This window comes from Streptomyces sp. NPDC049879 (assembly GCF_044461265.1).
Lineage (GTDB): Bacteria > Actinomycetota > Actinomycetes > Streptomycetales > Streptomycetaceae > Streptomyces.
Map to the genome: position 1 here is coordinate 431,821 of NZ_JBITKT010000003.1, position 17,092 is coordinate 448,912.

At 74.6% G+C, this 17,092-nt stretch carries 16 protein-coding genes; 5 read left to right on the forward strand and 11 right to left on the reverse strand.

Going from position 1 to position 17,092, the window contains the following annotated elements; genetic code table 11:
- The first annotated feature begins 209 nt into the window (after positions 1 to 209).
- Positions 210 to 851 carry a TetR/AcrR family transcriptional regulator gene (locus ACIBPC_RS12925; protein WP_398843644.1) on the forward strand — a complete coding sequence of 214 codons (642 nt, stop codon included), beginning with the start codon at positions 210 to 212 and terminating at the stop codon, positions 849 to 851.
- Positions 848 to 2,086, forward strand: a complete 1,239-nt coding sequence (locus tag ACIBPC_RS12930) for an acyltransferase (protein ID WP_398843647.1) — start codon at positions 848 to 850, stop codon at positions 2,084 to 2,086. The genes ACIBPC_RS12925 and ACIBPC_RS12930 overlap by 4 nt, the downstream gene beginning before the upstream one ends.
- Here ACIBPC_RS12930 and ACIBPC_RS12935 read toward each other — a convergent pair.
- The 8 genes from ACIBPC_RS12935 to ACIBPC_RS12970 form a co-directional block, all read right to left on the reverse strand.
- Complete coding sequence (locus ACIBPC_RS12935) at positions 2,027 to 2,839, reverse strand: TrmH family RNA methyltransferase (RefSeq protein WP_398843650.1); 813 nt, start codon at positions 2,837 to 2,839, stop codon at positions 2,027 to 2,029. The genes ACIBPC_RS12930 and ACIBPC_RS12935 overlap by 60 nt on opposite strands.
- Entirely contained in the window at positions 2,836 to 4,044 is a 1,209-nt protein-coding gene (gene cobA / locus ACIBPC_RS12940; protein ID WP_398843652.1) for a uroporphyrinogen-III C-methyltransferase, read from the reverse strand. The genes ACIBPC_RS12935 and cobA overlap by 4 nt, the downstream gene beginning before the upstream one ends.
- Positions 4,045 to 4,153: 109 nt before the next feature.
- The gene (gene cobT / locus ACIBPC_RS12945; protein WP_398843654.1) at positions 4,154 to 7,093 is read right to left on the reverse strand and encodes a nicotinate-nucleotide--dimethylbenzimidazole phosphoribosyltransferase; all 2,940 of its coding nucleotides are present in this window, start codon (positions 7,091 to 7,093) and stop codon (positions 4,154 to 4,156) included.
- A gap of 119 nt (positions 7,094 to 7,212) precedes the next feature.
- The gene (gene cbiE, locus ACIBPC_RS12950) at positions 7,213 to 8,550 is read right to left on the reverse strand and encodes a precorrin-6y C5,15-methyltransferase (decarboxylating) subunit CbiE (protein ID WP_362967400.1); all 1,338 of its coding nucleotides are present in this window, start codon (positions 8,548 to 8,550) and stop codon (positions 7,213 to 7,215) included.
- Positions 8,551 to 8,632: 82 nt separating this feature from the next.
- Complete coding sequence (locus ACIBPC_RS12955) at positions 8,633 to 9,229, reverse strand: GNAT family N-acetyltransferase (RefSeq protein WP_362967402.1); 597 nt, start codon at positions 9,227 to 9,229, stop codon at positions 8,633 to 8,635.
- A gap of 142 nt (positions 9,230 to 9,371) precedes the next feature.
- On the reverse strand, positions 9,372 to 10,241 hold the full coding sequence (locus tag ACIBPC_RS12960; protein ID WP_398843658.1) for a MetQ/NlpA family ABC transporter substrate-binding protein: 870 nt from the start codon (positions 10,239 to 10,241) through the stop codon (positions 9,372 to 9,374).
- Between the two features lie 83 nt (positions 10,242 to 10,324).
- Entirely contained in the window at positions 10,325 to 10,996 is a 672-nt protein-coding gene (locus ACIBPC_RS12965) for a methionine ABC transporter permease (protein WP_362967406.1), read from the reverse strand.
- On the reverse strand, positions 10,993 to 12,039 hold the full coding sequence (locus ACIBPC_RS12970; protein ID WP_398843661.1) for a methionine ABC transporter ATP-binding protein: 1,047 nt from the start codon (positions 12,037 to 12,039) through the stop codon (positions 10,993 to 10,995). Before ACIBPC_RS12970 ends, ACIBPC_RS12965 begins: the two co-directional genes overlap by 4 nt.
- A 382-nt stretch (positions 12,040 to 12,421) precedes the next feature.
- Between ACIBPC_RS12970 and ACIBPC_RS12975 the strand changes: the two genes are divergently transcribed.
- Positions 12,422 to 12,799 (forward strand): hypothetical protein, encoded by a 378-nt coding sequence (locus ACIBPC_RS12975; protein WP_362967410.1) that lies wholly within the window; start codon positions 12,422 to 12,424, stop codon positions 12,797 to 12,799.
- The gene (locus tag ACIBPC_RS12980) at positions 12,792 to 13,217 is read left to right on the forward strand and encodes a hypothetical protein (protein WP_398843664.1); all 426 of its coding nucleotides are present in this window, start codon (positions 12,792 to 12,794) and stop codon (positions 13,215 to 13,217) included. Before ACIBPC_RS12975 ends, ACIBPC_RS12980 begins: the two co-directional genes overlap by 8 nt.
- Before the next feature lie 100 nt (positions 13,218 to 13,317).
- On the opposite strand, the gene ACIBPC_RS12985 is transcribed toward ACIBPC_RS12980, so the two are convergent.
- The gene (locus ACIBPC_RS12985) at positions 13,318 to 13,812 is read right to left on the reverse strand and encodes a GNAT family N-acetyltransferase (protein ID WP_362967414.1); all 495 of its coding nucleotides are present in this window, start codon (positions 13,810 to 13,812) and stop codon (positions 13,318 to 13,320) included.
- A gap of 172 nt (positions 13,813 to 13,984) precedes the next feature.
- The gene (locus ACIBPC_RS12990) at positions 13,985 to 15,166 is read right to left on the reverse strand and encodes a glycerophosphodiester phosphodiesterase (protein WP_398843666.1); all 1,182 of its coding nucleotides are present in this window, start codon (positions 15,164 to 15,166) and stop codon (positions 13,985 to 13,987) included.
- Positions 15,167 to 15,364: 198 nt separating this feature from the next.
- Between ACIBPC_RS12990 and ACIBPC_RS12995 the strand changes: the two genes are divergently transcribed.
- Complete coding sequence (locus ACIBPC_RS12995) at positions 15,365 to 16,042, forward strand: lysophospholipid acyltransferase family protein (protein WP_398843669.1); 678 nt, start codon at positions 15,365 to 15,367, stop codon at positions 16,040 to 16,042.
- Positions 16,043 to 16,061: 19 nt separating this feature from the next.
- On the opposite strand, the gene ACIBPC_RS13000 is transcribed toward ACIBPC_RS12995, so the two are convergent.
- Positions 16,062 to 17,036, reverse strand: a complete 975-nt coding sequence (locus ACIBPC_RS13000; RefSeq protein ID WP_398843672.1) for an aldo/keto reductase — start codon at positions 17,034 to 17,036, stop codon at positions 16,062 to 16,064.
- Positions 17,037 to 17,092: the final 56 nt, after the last annotated feature.

A 17,092-nucleotide genomic window follows, 5' to 3' on the forward strand; every position in this document is an offset into this window, starting at 1 on the left:
GGCGCGGCGGTCACCGCGCTCACACGGCACCGGCGTCCGGAGGCGGGGCCGCCCATGTGCTGCCGGACGGCCGAGGGCCGGGAACCGGCGCGGCTCCCCCGCGGCGCCCGGCGGTCCCACAGCGCCCCGAACGCGTCAGCGGCCCTTTCCTCGATTCTTTTGGATACCCATGGGTACTGGATACCCACGGGTATGCAACCATGGGCGGCATGCCCAGGACAGAAGGTCACAGTCATCCGCCGGGGCCCGTGCCCCGGCTGCCGCGCTCCGAGGTTCGCCGCCGACTGCTCGCCGCCGCCGCGCAGGTGTTCGCGGAGCGCGGGTACGCGGACAGCAGACTGGAGGACATCGCCCGCGCCGCCGGGTTCAGCAAAGGCGCCGTCTACTCCAACTTCGACAGCAAGCAGGAACTCTTCGGCGCCCTCCTCAGGGAACGGTCCGAAGCGGAACTGGCCGACGTGATGGCCGGTACCGGCGAGGCGTCGGACGTGTCCGCGCTCGTCGGGCGGGCCGCGCGTGTCGTCGCGCGGCGGATCACCGACGATCCTCTGCGGAGCCGGCTCGGTCTTGAGATCGCCACCCGCGCCGTCCGCGAGGAGGAGACGATGGCGGTGGTCGCCCCCATGCGCCGCGCTCAGCGGGCTGCGGCGGGGGACGCGGTCCGGAAGGTCACCGAACACGCCCCCGCGGCACCTGCCGTCGATCCCGGTCTGGCCGGTGTGATCCTGCACTGCCTGACCAACGGCCTGGCGACGGAACACCTCATCGACCCCGAGGGCCTCGACGCCGCCACCGCCGAGCGGGCCCTCGGCGCCGTACTCGGCTGGCTGACCGGGGAGGCACCGAGGTGAAGCGGCAGGAGTACATCGACTGGCTGCGGAACCTGGCCATCCTCTTCCTGTTCCCGTTCCACACGGCCAGGGTCTTCAACGACAATCCCGAGTTCTACGTCAAAGGGCCGGTGGACACCTTCTCCTCCGCCCTGGTCAACATCTCGTCCTTCTGGTTCATGCCGCTGCTGTTCCTCCTGGCGGGGATGTCGAGCTTCTACGCGCTGAGGAAGAGATCGGCCCGGAGCTACACGAAGGAGCGCGGCCTGCGGCTTCTCGTACCGCTGCTCTTCGGATTACTCGTCGTCGTACCGCCACAGGCGTACTACGCGAAAAAGTTCCACGAGGGCTACAACGGTGATTACCTCGGGTTCCTGGGGCCGTACTTCACGGACTTCTCCGACTGGACGGTCCTCACCGGGATCTCGCCGGCGCACCTGTGGTTCATCCTCTTCCTGTTCCTCATATCGATCGCCGTGCTCCCCCTCATGCTCACGGTGATCCGGCGCCGGTACGCGCCCGCCTGGCTGGGCAGGCCGGCTGCCGCCCTCCTCCCGGCGGCCGTACTGGCGTCGCTCTCCTTCCTCCCGGAGATCGGCGGGGAGAACATCTTCGTGTACGCCTGCTACTTCCTGCTCGGATTCCTGATCGTCCGTCACGAGGCGAACATCGCGGATATCGAGAGGAATCGGCGTGTCTGGCTCTGCGTCGCCGTGCCGGGCGCCCTGGGCATTCTCGTGGAGCGCTTCACGGCGGGCAGCCAGACGAGTCCGCTGTTCGCCGCCTGGCACCATCCGGTGTACTGGGCGACCCTGCTCGCCCTCCTCGGATACGGAAGGCGGTATCTCAGCCGGAGGTCGGCCTTCATGGACTATTTCAGCCGGGCGGCGTTCCCCGTGTACATCCTGCACCAGACCTATCTGATCGTGATCGCGTACTACGTGGTGCGGACGGAGGTCCCCGTCGGCGTCGCCTTCGCCGCCATCATGGTTTCCTCGTTCTGCCTCTGCGTCGCCACCTACGAGGTCATCCGGAGGACGCCGGGACTGCGGACCGCGTTCGGCCTGCGGGCACCGCGCCCCGTCCCGGCCGAGCCCGTGGGGCGGCGCGGCACCCGGTCCCCCGGGTCCGGGACGACGGGCCGGCCCCGGGCCTCTGTGCACCGCCTGCCGCGAGTGCCGGGAGCGGGCGCGGTCTCAGGAGGTGTGCGTGACGGCGTAGAACGCGACGGCGGCCGCGGCGGCGACGTTGAGTGAGTCGATGCCGTGCGACATCGGGATGCGCACCCGGGTGTCGGCGGCCGCGAGCGCGCGGGGGGTGAGGCCGTCGCCCTCCGCGCCCAGCATGAGCGCGACGCGTTCCGTGCGGGTCTCGGCGGCGACCTCGGCGATGTCGCGGGCGTGTGCGTCCGGGGTGAGGGCGAGCAGGCGGAAGCCGGCGTCCGTCACGTCGCGGAGGCTGTGAGGCCAGTGGTCGAGGCGCGCGTACGGCAGGGAGAAGACGGCGCCCATCGACACCTTGACCGAGCGGCGGTAGAGCGGATCGGCGCAGTCCGGGGACAGCAGGACGCCGTCGAGGCCGAGTGCGGCGGCGCCGCGGAAGACGGCGCCGACGTTCGTGTGGTCGTTGACGGCTTCGAGGACGGCCAGGCGGCGGGCGGACGCCAGCAGGTCGGCGGCGGCCGGGAGGGGCGTGCGGCCCATGGCGGCGAGGGCGCCGCGGTGGACGTGGTAGCCCGTGACGCGTTCGGCGGTCTCCGGATCGACGAGGTAGACGGGGGCGGCGGACGCGTCGATCACGTCGCGCATGGCGTCGGCCCAGCGGGGGGTGAGCAGCATGGAGCGCATCGGGTAACCGGCCTGGAGGGCGCGGCGGATGACCTTCTCGCCCTCGGCCATGAACAGGCCTTCGGCCGGTTCCTTGCGGCGGCGCAGGGCGACGTCGGTCAGCGCCGTGTAGTCGGCGAGGCGCGGGTCGGCCGCGTCGGTGACGTGGAGGGCCGTGCTCACGCGGTCACCCCCACGACGTCGCCGATGACGACGATCGCCGGGGGCCGTATGCCCTCCTCGGCGACGCGGCGCGCGATGTCGGACAGGGGGGCGTCCACGCGGCGCTCGGCGGGCGTGGTGCCCTCCTGGACGACGGCGGCCGGGGTGGCGGCGGGGCGGCCGTGGCGGATCAGGGTGTCGGCGATGGCGCCGAGCCGTTCGACCGCCATGAGGAGGACGAGCGTGCCGCGCAGGGCGGCGAGGGCGGGCCAGTCCACGAGGGAGCGCGGGTCGTCGGGCGCCACGTGGCCGCTGACGACGGTGAACTCGTGGGCCACGCCCCGGTGGGTGACCGGGATGCCCGCGACCGCGGGGACGGCGATCGCGCTGGTGACGCCGGGCACGACGGTGACCGGGATGCCCGCGGCGGCGAGCGCGGACGCCTCCTCCATGCCGCGGCCGAAGACGAACGGGTCGCCGCCCTTGAGGCGGACGACGCGGCGCCCGGCGCGGGCGTGCTCGATCAGCGCGGCGTTGATGGCGTCCTGCGCCATGGCGCGGCCGTACGGGATCTTCGCCGCGTCGACGACCTCGGTGTGCGGCGGCAGTTCGCCGAGGAGGTCGCGGGGGCCGAGGCGGTCGGCGATCACCACGTCCGCCTCGGCGAGCAGGCGCCGTCCGCGCACGGTGATGAGGTCGGGGTCGCCGGGGCCGCCGCCGACGAGCGCGACGCCGGGGAGCCGGTCGCGGTGCCTGGCGGCGCCGAGTGAGCCGTCGCGCAGCCCCTCGACGACGGCGTCGCGCACGGCGGCGGAGCGGCGGGGGTCGCGGCCGGTGAGGACGGCGACGGTGACGCCGTCGCTGTGGCCGGTGGCCGGGGTCCAGGCCGTGGCCGCCTCGGCGTTGTCGCTGCGGACGCACCAGACGCGGCGTTCGTCGGCCTCGGCGGAGGCGGCGGCGTTCACGGCGGGGTCGTCGGTGGCCACGAGGGCGTACCAGGCGTCCGTGAGATCGCCCGCACGGTAGCCGCGGCGCTCCCAGCGCAGCTCGCCCGCCTCGGCCATCGCCTGGACGGACGGGGTGACGGCGGGGGCGATCAGCAGGACGTCGGCGCCCGCGGCGAGCAGCGACGGCAGGCGCCGCTGGGCGACGGTGCCGCCGCCGAGGACGACGACGCGGCGGCCGGCCAGGCGCAGTCCCACGGGGTAGGCGGGGTGGTCGGACATCGGTGGTGCGGCTCCTCGGGGCGGTGCCCCGGGGTCGTCCCCCGGGGCGGCCGGACGCCGCTGCGGCGTCGGAGCGGCTGGTGCCCCCACCCTACGGCGGGGGTCCTGGTCAGTTCTTGTCGGTGACGCCCGCCGAGTCGAAGGTGGCGACCTCGCGCATCGCCCGGGCCGCGCTCTGCACGACGGGGAGGGCGAGCAGGGCGCCGGTGCCCTCGCCGAGCCGCAGGTCGAGATCGACGAGCGGGCGCAGGCCGAGCGCGGTGAGGGCGGCGAGGTGGCCGGGCTCGGCGCTGCGGTGGCCCGCGATGCAGACCGAGACGGCCTCGGGCGAGATCACGCGGGCGGCGAGGGCGGCGGCACCGGCCGTGACGCCGTCCAGGAGCACCGGGACGCGCAGCGAGGCGCCGCCGAGGATGAAGCCCGTCAGCGCGGCGTGCTCAAGGCCGCCGACGGCGGCGAGGGTGCCGATCGGGTCGCCCGGGTCGGGCTGGTGGAGCTGGAGCGCGCGGCGGACGACGTCCACCTTGCGGGCGTGCGTCTCGTCGTCGATGCCGGTGCCGCGGCCGGTGACCTCGGCGGGGTCCGCGCCGGTGAAGGCGGCGACGAGCGCGGCGGAGACGGTCGTGTTGGCGACGCCCATCTCGCCGGTGAGCAGGGCCTTGTTGCCCGCGGCGACGAGATCGCGTGCCGTCTCGATGCCGACCTCGACGGCGCGCAGGGCCTCCTCGCGGGTCATGGCGGGGGCGGTGGTGAAGTCGGCGGTGCCCGCCCTGACCCGGCGGGGCATCAGCCCTGCTCCGGCGGCCAGTTCGCCGCGTACGCCGACGTCCACGACGCAGACCTCGGCGCCCACCTGGCTCGCGAAGGCGTTGCACACCGCGCCGCCGGAGAGGAAGTTGGCCACCATCTGGGTGGTCACCTCCTGCGGCCAGGCGGTGACGCCCTGGGCGTGCACGCCGTGGTCGCCCGCGAAGACGGCGACGGCGGCGGGCTCGGGCACGGGCGGCGGGCAGCTGCGCGAGAGGCCGCACAGCTGGGCGGAGATGATCTCCAGGGCACCGAGTGCCCCGGCGGGCTTGGTCATGCGTTTCTGGCGCTCCCACGCCTCGCCGAGCGCCTGCGCGTCGAGCGGGCGGATCTCGGCGAGGGTCTCGCTGAGCAGGTCGTGCGGCTCGGCGCCGGGGAGGGCGCGGCGGCCGTACGACTCCTCGTGCACGACCCAGGAGAGGGGGCGGCGGGCGGGCGTGTCCGGGGTGCGGTCGTCGTCGCCGGGGAACGCGTCGACGTAGCCGACGCACAGGTAGGCGACGATCTCCAGGTGTCCTGGGAGGTCGAGGGCGCGGACGAGTTCGCGTTCGTCGAAGAAGCCGACCCAGCCGACGCCGAGGCCCTCGGCGCGCGCGGCGAGCCAGAGGTTCTCGACGGCGAGTGCGGACGAGTGGGGCGCGAGCTGCGGCTGGACGCCGCGGCCGAGGGTGTGGCGTCCGCCCCGGGTGGGGTCGGCGGTGACGACGATGTTGACCGGGGTGTCGAGGATCGCATCGACGCTCAGTTCCTTGAACTGCTTGGCGCGCGCCTTCGGGAGGGACTTGGCGTACGCGTCGCGCTGCTGCCCGGCCAGCGCGTGGACCGCCTGGCGCGTCTCCGGCGAGCGGATGATGACGAAGTCCCAGGGCTGGGCGACGCCCGCGCTCGGGGCGGTGTGGGCGGCTTCGAGGACGCGCAGGAGCACGTCGTTCGGGATGGGGTCGGAGCGGAAGCCGTGGGGGATGTCGCGGCGTTCGCGCATGAGGCGGTGGACGGCGTCCCGTTCCGGCTGGGAGTAGCCGGGGGCCGGGGGGAACGCGGCGGGGGGCTCGGGGGCGCGGGGGCCGGGCAGTTGGATGGTCTGCGCGGTCGGGTCGGCGGCCGGGGCGGGCTCGTCCTCGGCGGGGGCGGGCGCCTCCTGCTCGGGGACAGCCTGCTCGGGCACGGGCTGTTCGAGGACGGGCTGTTCGGGCGCGGCCTGGTCCGGTGCGGCCTCCTCCGGCGCGGGCTCGGCCGGCAGAGCCTGCCGGGGCTCCTCCGAAATGGGCTGGAGTGGAGGGGCCTGGTCGGGAACGGGCTGCTCCTGGACCGGTAGTTCGGGAACGGGCTGCTCGGCGGCGGGGAGTACCTGCACCGGCTGTTCCTGGGCGTGCGGTGCCTGGGCGGGGTGCTCCTGAACGGGGACGGCGGGGGCGGCCTCTTCGGGCGCGGGCGGCGCGGGGAGCACGATCGGCTGCGGGACGGCCGGGGCCTCCGGCTGCGCCGTCTCCGGCGCGGTGCCGTCCTCGGGCGTCACGGCCTGGTGGGCGACCGCGTCGTGCGCGTGCTGCTCCTCGTCCACCGGCGCCACGGCGGCCGGTTCGGGGGCGACGGGCTCCTGCGCCGGCGCGGGCGCCGGGACTTCGGCGGGCGTCTCGGGCGCGACGGGCGCGGGCGACGCCGGGACGGCCGTCTCGGCGGCGGGGGGCGCGGGCAGCGGGTCGGGCGAAGTGGCCGCCGGGGCTTCGGGGATGGCGGGTGCGACGGCTTCGGCGGCCGGGACCTCCTGGGCGGGGACCGCGGGCGCGGGCGTCTCAGGTGCCACGGCGACGGGAGCCGGGGCCGGGGCCGGAGCCGGGGCGGGCTGGACGACGGGCTCGGGGCGGGGAACCGATTCCTCCGCGGCGGGCTGCTGCCATGGTGCCGGGGCCTGCTGCGCCGCCGCCTCGGCGGCGGCGACGTCCAGGTACTCGGGACCGGTCGGCGTGGCCGTGGTCCTGGCGGCGGCCGGATGCGGGACCGCCTGGGTCACCGGACGCGGGGCCACCGTGTCGCCCCACGCGCCGATGGCGCCGGGCATCAGCAGGTCCTCGTCCTCCTCGTCGGGGTCCCCGTCCCCGACGACCGCGCCCACCGCCTCGTCGGCGTGGGCGGGGAAGGAGAAGGGTGCCGGGGGCATCACGGGCTGCTGCTCCACCTGTCCGGGCACACCGCCCGCTTGCTCCTGGGCCTCCCCGTCGGGAAGCCGGCCGGGCTCCGTCACGCGTCCACCTCGCCCATCGCACGTGCTCCTTCCCACCCCGGACATGACGGACGAATGCGTCAGGTCCGGCCGACGGCACAACGGTCCATCAGCCTACCCGGGATGGGAGCGCCCCCTGGTCACGGGTGCGCGTGGGGGCTGCGCGGATCGGCGGGCCGGGCGCCCGACAGCAGGAAGACGACGGCGCGTTCGCGTTCGGCCCAGTCGTCCGTGGCGAGTTCGACGGACTGCAGCAGCGTGCACTCGACGGTGTATCCGGCGGAGGAGAGGACGCGTCCCGCGGCCTCCGCCTCGTCGCGGGTGACGGCGTGCGTGACGATGCGCTGCGCCCGGCGATCCGCACAGGTGACCAGGGTGCGGTGTCCGCCGCCGCCGACGCGGATGATGTCCGGCTCGGGGAGGTCCTGGAGGACCTGGGGCGCGGCGCCGTGCACGACGTGGATGCCGACGCCGAGGTGACGGGCGGTCGCCTCGGTGCGGGCGCAGGCGCGGCCGTCGCGGTCGATGGCGACGACGGCGGCGCCGAGGCGCGCGGCGTCGGCGGCGGCGAGTCCGTCGCCCGTCCCCACGTCCCACATGAGGTCGCCCATGCGCGGGCCGAGCGCGGCGAGTTGGAGGGCGCGCAGGCGGGGGCCGCGTCCGGGGTGCTCCTGTTCCGCCACGCCGGGCGGGGCGGGGCGCGGCAGGCGGGTGCCCGTCTCGACGGTCGGCGCCGCGTTGCCCGTCCGGACGAGCCCCGCGGCCGGCAGGGGCGGGAGGTACGCGGCGGGCGGCAGGCCCCAGCCGCGCGGTTCGGTGCGCAGCCCGGGGTCCTCGCCCGCGAGCCAGCTCTCGCCGCCGCGCCCCGTGATCCCTCCGCCGCCTATGACGATGACGACGTTGGGGTCCGTCCACTGGCGCTGGGGCACGGTGTCGGAGGTGAGGACGGAGACGCGTTCGCGGTCGGTGCCGAGCGCCTCGCAGATGACGAACGTGCGGTGCACGGGGCCGAGCAGCAGGGCGATCTCGGCGGGTCCCGCGCCGGGCGCGGTGAGGACGGCGACCTTCGGGTGGGCGCGGCAGACGTTGACGGCGCGGCGGAGCGTGCGGTGGCTCGCGACGACGACGCGGGCGTCGTCCCAGGGCATGCCCGCGCGGGCGAAGGCGGTGGCGACGGCGGAGACGGCGGGGACGACCTCGACCTCCAGGCCGTGCGCCGGGTCGCGCAGGGCGCGGACGACGCCGAAGAACCCGGGGTCGCCGTCGGCGAGGACGACGGCCGTGCCGCGGTGGGCGGCGACGCGGCGGGCGGCGACGGCGACGCTGCCGAGCTGGACGCGTTCCGCGTGCGGCGGGACGTCGGGCAGGGCGAGATGGCGTGGTGCGCCGGCCACCAGGGTCGCGGCGCGGAGTGCCGCGCGCGCTGCCGGGGCCAGCGGGGTGCCGTCCCATCCGATCACGGTGACGCGGTCGGCCATGGTCGGGTAGCTCCCGGACTCGTCGCGGGCGGGGTGAGGGGGGGTTGGGCGGGGGGATCGGGGGAGAGCCTACCGCGCGGCGTCAGGCCCCCGGGGCGTCCTCCAGGTCTTCGGGCAGGAGGCCCCAGACGATGATGTCGGTGCGGATGTCGGTCCAGCCGCCGTCCTCGGTGCGGGAGCGGACTATGTCGGCGTTGCGGAGGATGCCCTCGCTGATGCAGCCGACCTTCTGGGCGACCTGCTGGGAGGCGGTGTTGCCCGCGGCGGTGCGCAGTTCGAGGCGTTCGAAGTGCTGGTCGTGGAAGAGCCACTGGACGACGGCGAGCACGGCCTCGGCGGCGTAGCCCTCGCCGCGTGCCCAGGGAGCGATGATGTAGCCGATCTCGCTCGACCTGGCACGCCAGTTGGTGTGGGAGAGGTGGACGCTGCCGACGAGGCGGTGGGTGAGGTGCTCGGTGACGGCGAGGACGATGCCGTGGCCCTGGGTGCGTTCGGCGGGGGCGCCGCGGGTGGCCCACGTGCGTCCCTCGTCGAGGGTGTAGGGGTGGGGGACGGGGGTCCAGGCGACGGTCAGCTCGTCGTTCATCATGTCGACGAGTTCGCGCAGGTCCGCTTCCTCGAACGGGCGCAGCACGAGGCGTTCCGTGCTGATGGAGATGTCGGGGAAGGTGGGAGTCATGCGTCTCTCTCCGTGGCCTGGGGTTCTGAGGGGACAGCATGCAGCATGGGCGGGGCGGGCACGGCGCCGGGCCCCGGCATGTGCCGGGGCCCGGTGGGGGTGTTGCCGTGGTGTGCCGTCGCGTGGCGCGGCGTGCCGGGTGTCAGGCGGCGGGGGCGCCGAAGGCCGGGACGACCGAGCCCTGGTAGGTGTCCTCGATGAACTGCCTGACCTCGTCGGAGTTCAGCAGCTCGGCGAGGATCTCGATGCGGGGGTCGTCCTCGTTGCCGCTCTTGACGGCGAGGAAGTTGGCGTACGGGTTGCCCTCGGCCTCCTCCAGGACCAGCGCGTCGTCGGCGGGCGAGAGGTCCGCCTCCAGCGCGTAGTTGCCGTTGATGACGGCGGCGTCGAGGTCGTCGAGGGCGCGCGGCAGGGTGGCGGCCTCCAGCTCCTCGAACCGCAGGCCGCGGTCGTCGGCGATGTCGGCGAGGGTCGCGTCGGCGCCGACGCCCTCGTTCAGCTCGATGACGCCGTTGTCGGCGAGGAGCTTGAGGGCGCGGCCCTCGTTGGTGGTGTCGTTGGGGATGCCGATGGTGGCGCCCTCGGCGAGGTCGGCCGCGTCGGTGAGCGTGTTGGAGTAGAGGCCGAGCGGTTCGAGGTGCACGTTGACGACCGGGACGATGTCGGTGCCCTGGTTGGCGTTGAAGTCGTCGAGGTAGGGCTTGTGCTGGAAGAAGTTGGCGTCGACCTCGCCGCTCTCGACGGCGGTGTTGGGGAGGACGTAGTCCGTGAACTCCTGGACGTCCAGGTCGAGTCCGGCGTCCTCCGCCAGGTTGTCCCGGACGAATTCGAGGATCTCGGCCTGCGGCACGGGGGTGGCCGCGACGGTCAGGGTCTGGGAGACGTCCTGCTGGTCGCCGCCGTCCGCGTCGCCGCCGGTGTCCGGGTCGGAGTCGGTGCCGCAGGCGGTGAGGGCCAGCGCGAGGGCGGCGGCGGAGGCGACGAGGGTGGTGGTCCTGACGGAGGTACGCACGAAAAGTGCCTTTCGGTGTGGTGCGCCCGCGCGGTTCGCGGGCCGTTCTGGGGTGGTGGGGTCGGTGCGGTGCGGGGCGGCGGTCACGAGGAGGCGCGTTCCCGCCGGGTGAGGAGGCGTACGGCGCCGTCGCCGAGCAGCTGCACGGCCGTGACGATCACGACGAGGACGGCGACCGTGACGAGGGTGAAGCCCTCCTCGAAGCGCTGGTAGCCGTAGACGAGCGCCAGGTTGCCGAGGCCGCCGCCGCCCACCGCGCCGGCCATGGCCGAGTAGCCGATGACGGCGACGAAGGTGGTGGTGAGGCCCGCGACCAGCGAGGGCAGCGACTGCGGCAGCATCACCTTGAGGACGACCGTCCAGGTGCCGCCGCCCATCGCGTGCGCCGCCTCGACCAGGCCGTGGTCCACCTCGCGCACCGCCGTCTCGACGAGGCGGGCGTAGAAGGGGATGGCGCCGATGGCGAGCGGCACGATGGCGGCGGTGGGGCCGATGGCGGTGCCCACGACGGAGCGGGTCAGCGGGATCAGCGCGACGACGAGGATGATGAACGGCAGCGAGCGGCCGACGTTCACGACGACGCCGATCACCTTGTTGACCACCACGTTGCGCAGCGGGCCGCCCCGGTCGGTGAGGACCAGCAGGACGCCGAGCGGCAGGCCGCCGGCGAGGGCGATCAGCGTGGACCAGAAGGTCATGTAGAGCGTGTCGACGATGCCCTGTTCGAGCAGGGGGCGCATCTGTTCCCAGGTCATCGGACGGCTCCTTCCCCGGCGGCGGTGCCGGTGGCCCCGGGGGCGGCGGGCAGTTCGACGGTGAGGCCGCGTTCGCGCAGGAACGCGACGGCCGCGGCGGTGTCCTCGGCGCTGCCGGGGAGGGCGATGCGCATCCGGCCGACCTGGCGGCCGCCGACCGTGTCCATGGCGGCGCCGAGTATGGAGACGTCGAGGTCGAACGTGCGGGACAGCTGGGAGACGACCGGCCTGCCCGTGGAGTCGCCGTCGAAGGTGATGTCCACGAGCGTGCCGCCGGGGTCCGCGGCTCCGGAGAGCGGGAAGAGCTCGTGCGCCAGGCGGGAGCCGGGGGTCGCCAGCAGGTCGGCGACGCGTCCCGACTCGGTGACCCGGCCCGCCTCCATCAGGGCGGCGGAGTCGCAGACGGCCTTGACGACGTCCATCTCGTGCGTGATGAGCAGGACGGTGAGACCGAGCTGCCGGTTGAGGTCGCGCAGGAGGCGGAGGACGGAGCGGGTCGTCTCGGGGTCGAGCGCGGACGTCGCCTCGTCGGAGAGCAGCACCTTGGGGTCGCCCGCGAGGGCGCGGGCGATGCCGACGCGCTGCTTCTGGCCGCCGGAGAGCTGGCTGGGGTAGGCGCGGGCCTTGTCGGCGAGGCCGACGAGGTCGAGCAGTTCGAGCGCCTTGCGGGCGCGTTCGCGGCGGCCGAGGCCGAGGATCTCCAGCGGCAGTTCCACGTTGCCGCGCACGGTGCGCGAGGTGAGGAGGTTGAAGTGCTGGAAGATCATGCCGATGTGGGTGCGGGCCTCGCGCAGGGGGCGGCCCGCGCGGTGCGAGCGGCGGCGGTCGAGCGCGGTGAGGTCCTGGCCGTCCACGGTCACCGTGCCGGAGGTGGGGCGTTCCAGCAGGTTGAGGCAGCGGATGAGGGTGGACTTGCCCGCGCCGCTGCGGCCGATGACGCCGAACACCTCGCCGGGGCGTACGTGGATGTTCACGCCGTCGAGCGCGGTGACCTCGCGGTCGCGCGAGCGGTAGACCTTGGTGAGGTCCGTGGTGGTGATCACTGGATTCCGTCACTGTCGGGACCCCGGCGGGCGTGCGGGTGCGCACCGGGGCACGGCGGGGCCGTGCGTACGGGGGCAGGTGTGAGGGCGGGCGCGGAAGCGGTCACGCGCCGGCGGAGCCGGGCGGTGACGGTCGGCGGAGCCGGGCCGGAAGGCGGTCCCTCAGCGGTCGCACATTCGACACATACAACGAGCACCGGGCATCATCGCTGCCTCGGTCGTCTGCTGACGCGTGCTCGTCGTGGTCATGCCCCAAGTAAAACAGACGTTCCGACCGGGTTACGGCCCAGGTGAGGGCGCTGTGGCCAACGCCACGTCGGGCGGGGGCGCGGGGCGGGCCCCGGGGCGGGGCGGCGCGGGGGCGCGTCGTAGAGTCGGCCGCATGATTGCCCCGCTGACGGTCGCGGTCGCCGTGGCCGCGCTGCTGCTGACCGCCTGGTGCGGGTACGCGGCCTTCCGGAACCAGGCCGTCAAGGACTGGCACTACCTGGGCATGGGCGTCGTCCTGCTGCTCGCGCTGGTGCAGCTGGCGGTGGGGCTCGTGCAGCTCGCGCGCGGTGAGCGGCCCGCGGGTGACGGGACGGCGGTGTTCGTCTCGTACCTCGTCGCGGTGGCGCTGTGCCTGCCGGTGGTGGCGATCGTCTCGCTGAGCGAGCGGACGCGCTGGGGGTCGGCGACGGTGGCGGCGGGCGCGCTGGTGCTCGCGGCGCTCCAGATCCGGGTGGCGGACGTGTGGGCGGGGGGTGTCGGCGGTGGCTGACACCGACGGGCGGACGGCGCCGGAGCGCGCCGGGCTGCGGACCGGCCCGGGGCGGCTGCTGGTGACGGTCTACGGGATCTTCACGGTCGCGGCGGCGTCCCGGTCGGCGTACCAGCTGTCGGCGCGCTTCGACGAGGCGCCGGTGGCGTACCTGCTGTCGGCGGTGGCGGCCGTGGTGTACGGGTTCATCACCGTCTCGCTCGTGCGCGGCGGGGAGCGGGCGCGGCGGCTGGCGTTCGGCTGCTGCGCGGCGGAGCTGGCGGGCGTGCTGGCGGTGGGGACGTGGACGCTGCTCGACTCGTCGGACTTCCCCGACACCACGGTGTGGTCGGGGTACGGGTACGGCTACCTGTTCCTGCCGCTGGTGCTGCCGGTGGCGGGGCTGGTGTGGCTGCGCCGGGCGCGGCCGCGGGCGTGAGGCGGTCCGCCGCGAGCGGGAGGGCATGACCGAGGGCCCGCCGTTCGCGGTCGGCGGGCCCTCGGCACGATGGCGATGCTACGCGGTGGCCAGGCAGTGGCTACGCGGTGGCCGCGAGCGCGACCTCCTTCTCCAGCGTCACCCGGCCCAGCTGGCGCGCGACCTCCTCCGTCGCGACCGGCACGTAGCCGAGCCTGCGGTAGAGCCGCAGGTTCTCCACCCCGCGGCGGCCGGTGCGCAACCGGTAGCGCGCGGCGGCCCGTTCACCCGCGAGGCGCGCCTCGACGGCGACGAGGAGCCGTCCGCCGAGGCCGTGCCGCTGCATCCGCGGATGGACGATGATGCGGCTGATCGCGGCCGTGCCGTCGGCGTCGACGGTGCCGCGTACCGAGCCGACGACCTCGGAGCCGAGCCGTGCCACGAGGACGCACGTCTCGCGCAGCTCCGCCTGCAGCTCGGCCAGGGTCTGGGTCAGTGGAGCGATGGTGTAGTCCCCCTGCAGCTCCGCCTCCGGCTGGTAGCAGAGGTACTGGAGTTTGAGGATCTGCTCGGCGTCGGCCTCGGTCGCCGTGTCGATCGTGACGCTCATGCCCATGGTGTGTGCACGCCTCCCAAGCGAGGTGTTTGGGCCGGCCGGGCGTGGAGTTGAGGGTCGCGCATCCGGCCGGCGACAGCCCTGACGGCGCGGGGCGTGGACCCGCGCCGTCAGCATTCTGCTTGAGCGCGCGGGCGGGGGGAATGGCGAGTGGCCAACTCGCCTGTGAGATTCATGACTCGGCGGCGCGCCGGAAGTCGCCCGCGGCGAGCAGCGCGGTGTCCGGGTGGTCGGCGAAGACGGCGTCGATTCCCGTGCGGAAGTAGGCGCGGGCGGCGCCGAAGACGTCGCCGTGGCGGTTCGGGTCGTCGCCGCGGCGGAAGTCGGCGGGGAGGAAGGCGTTCTCGTTGCGCAGGGTGTAGCCGTAGACGCGGAGTCCGGCGTCGTGGGCGTCGTCCACCAGGGAGGACGGGCGGCCGAGGCGGCCGTCGTCGTCGCGCGGGACGACGAGGTCGAGCGTCGGGCCGATGCCGTGGGCGTAGCGGGCGATCCGGCGCAGGCCCTCGGGGGTGACGAGGTCGGCGGTGGTGCGGGGGTCGTCGTCCGCCGCGAGGTCCGCCGGGCGGCTGTCGGCCTCGGCGAGCAGCAGGATGCGGGGGTTGTCCACGAGGCGGGCGAGGCGGCGGACGCTGCCCGGCTCGAAGGACTGGAGGACGACGCGCGAGTCGGCGTGGTCCAGGCCCCGGCTGCGGAGGAGGTCGGCGAGCAGTTCCTCGACGCCGAGGTCGAGGGAGCGGAAGTAGGTGGCGTGCTTGGTCTCGGTGCACAGGCGGACGGGCCGTCCGCCCCGGCTGCCCTGCTCCGCGGCCCAGTCGAGGACCTCGTCGTAGGTGAGCAGGGGCCAGCGGCCGTCGTAGAGCGTGTTGTCCGGCCGCCGGTCGGGGAGCCGTTCGGTGGCCCGGAGTGTCTTCAGCTCCTTGAGCGTGAAGTCCTCGGTGAACCAGCCGGTGACCCGCTCGCCGTCCACGGACTTGGTGGTGCGCCGGTCCGCGAACTCGGGGTGGTCGGCGACGTCCGTGGTGCCGCCGATCTCGTTCTCGTGGCGGCAGACGAGGCGGCCGTCCTTCGTGGGGACGACGTCCTGCTCGATCATGTCGGCGCCGAGGTCGAGGCCGAGCCGGTACGCGCCGATGGTGTGCTCCGGCCGGTGGCCGCTGGCGCCGCGGTGGGCGACGACGGCGGGGGTCCGCAGGTCGGGCAGGCCCCCGCCGCCCCGCCGGGCACGAGCGCGGGCGCGGGGCTCGGGGGCGCCGGCGGCGGGCGCGGCGGTGAGGGACACGGCGGTCCCGGCCAGCGCGGCGCCCAGCAGGGACCGGCGGCGGGGGCCGGCCGGGGCGGTCCTGTCTGCTGTCATGGCGCCTCCGAGCGGCTCCTCCGGGCGGCGTGCCCCGGCGGCGCGCGGACGGGTCGCGCGGAACCGGGCATACCGGACACGTCAGATCAAATCTGAGTATCCGGTGTGTGAACCCCGTGCGCGAGGCGGCCCGAAGCGCGAGTATCGTCCTGGTGGCACGCCGTGCCGCGCGACGCACAGAAAGACCCGGAGGGGAAGTTGTCCCGATTCGTCCTGCTGAAGATGCTGGCCGGACCGCTCCTGAAGCTGTTCTTCCGCCCCCGGGTCGAGGGCATCGAGCGCGTCCCCGGCGACGGGCCGGTGATCCTCGCGGGCAACCACCTCACGTTCATCGACTCGGTGATCCTCCCGCTGATCAGCAAGCGCCAGGTGTTCTTCATCGGCAAGGAGGAGTACGTCAGGGGGCGCGGCCTGAAGGGCCGGGCCATGGCGTGGTTCTTCACGGCCGTCGGCATGGTCCCGGTGGACCGCGACGGCGGGCACGGCGGCGTCGCGGCGCTGATGACCGGCCGCCGCATCCTGGAGCAGGGCAACATGTTCGGGATCTACCCCGAGGGCACCCGCTCCCCCGACGGGCGGCTGTACCGGGGCCGTACGGGCATCGCGCGCCTCACGCTGATGACGGGCGCGCCCGTGGTGCCGTTCGCGATGATCGGGACCGACCGCGTGCAGCCCGGCGGCAAGGGGCTGCCGAAGATCGGCCGGGGGCGCATCACCGTCCGCTTCGGGCAGCCGCTGGACTTCTCCCGCTACGAGGGCATGGACCGCGACCGCTACGTGCTGCGCGCCGTGACGGACGAGGTCATGACCGAGGTGATGCGGCTGTCCGGCCAGGAGTACGTGGACATGTACGCCACCAAGGCGAAGGCCGCCTGAGCCGGGGCACGGCAGGGGCTCAGTGCCAGGGCAGGTCCGCGCGGGCGCGCCAGTAGGCGGCGGGCGACTGGGCCGGTCGGGTGAGCGTGTTCTGCTGCTCGTCGTCCAGGCGGACGCGGGCCGCCGCGAGGTTGGCGGTGAGCTGGTCCGTGGTCGCGGCGCCCGACAGGACGATCCCCGCCCACGGCTGGTGCAGGGCGGCGGCGAGGGCGACGGCGTCCGGTGTGGTGCCGGTCTGCTCGGCCACGAAGTGCAGCTCGCGGGGGGCGGCGTCACCGGCCAGGCGGCCGTTGGCCAGCGCCTCCTTGACGATCACGGTGAGGCCCGCCTCGTGCGCCTCGGCCAGCGCGGCGGCGGCGGAGGTCTCCAGCACGTTCCAGGTGGACTGGACCGTGCTGAACAGGGGGCGCCCGTCCACCGTCACGCCGAGGGCGGCCCGGATGGCGTCGGCCTGGTCGGGGCCGCTCGTGGACAGGCCGACCGTCACTCCCCCGGCGGCGAGCCGGGTCAGCCTGCCGAGCAGCTCCGGGTCGTGGAGCGCCGGGCTGTCGGGGGTGACGGAGTGGATCTGGTAGAGGTCGAGGTGCCCGTCGAGCAGCTGTTCGCTCTCGGCCCACTGCCGGTCGAACGTGGTGGCGGAGTGGTCCTTGACCTCGTGGACCGCCGCGTCGGCGCGCCAGTCGGCCGTGTAGGTGTAGCCCCACTTGCTGCCGACCGTCATGTCGCGGGCGGCACCGGGGCGGGACGCCAGCCAGGCGGCGAGGAACTCCTCGGCGCGGCCGTAGGAGCGTGCGGCGTCGACGTAGCGGACGCCGTGGGCGTGGGCGGCGTCGAGCAGGTCGTGGGCGCGTGCCCGCAGGGCCTCGGGTGAGCGGTCGGCGGGGAGGTCGCGGTCGCGTCCGAGGTTGATGTAGCCGGGGCGGCCGACGGCGGCGAGGCCGAGACCGATGCGGGCGGCGGGGGTGGCATCGGGGCGGAAGCTGGAGAACGCCATGGCGGGACCTCTGCGCTGCTCGGGGTGCCGGTGGGGCCGGGCGGCTCGGGGCCGCG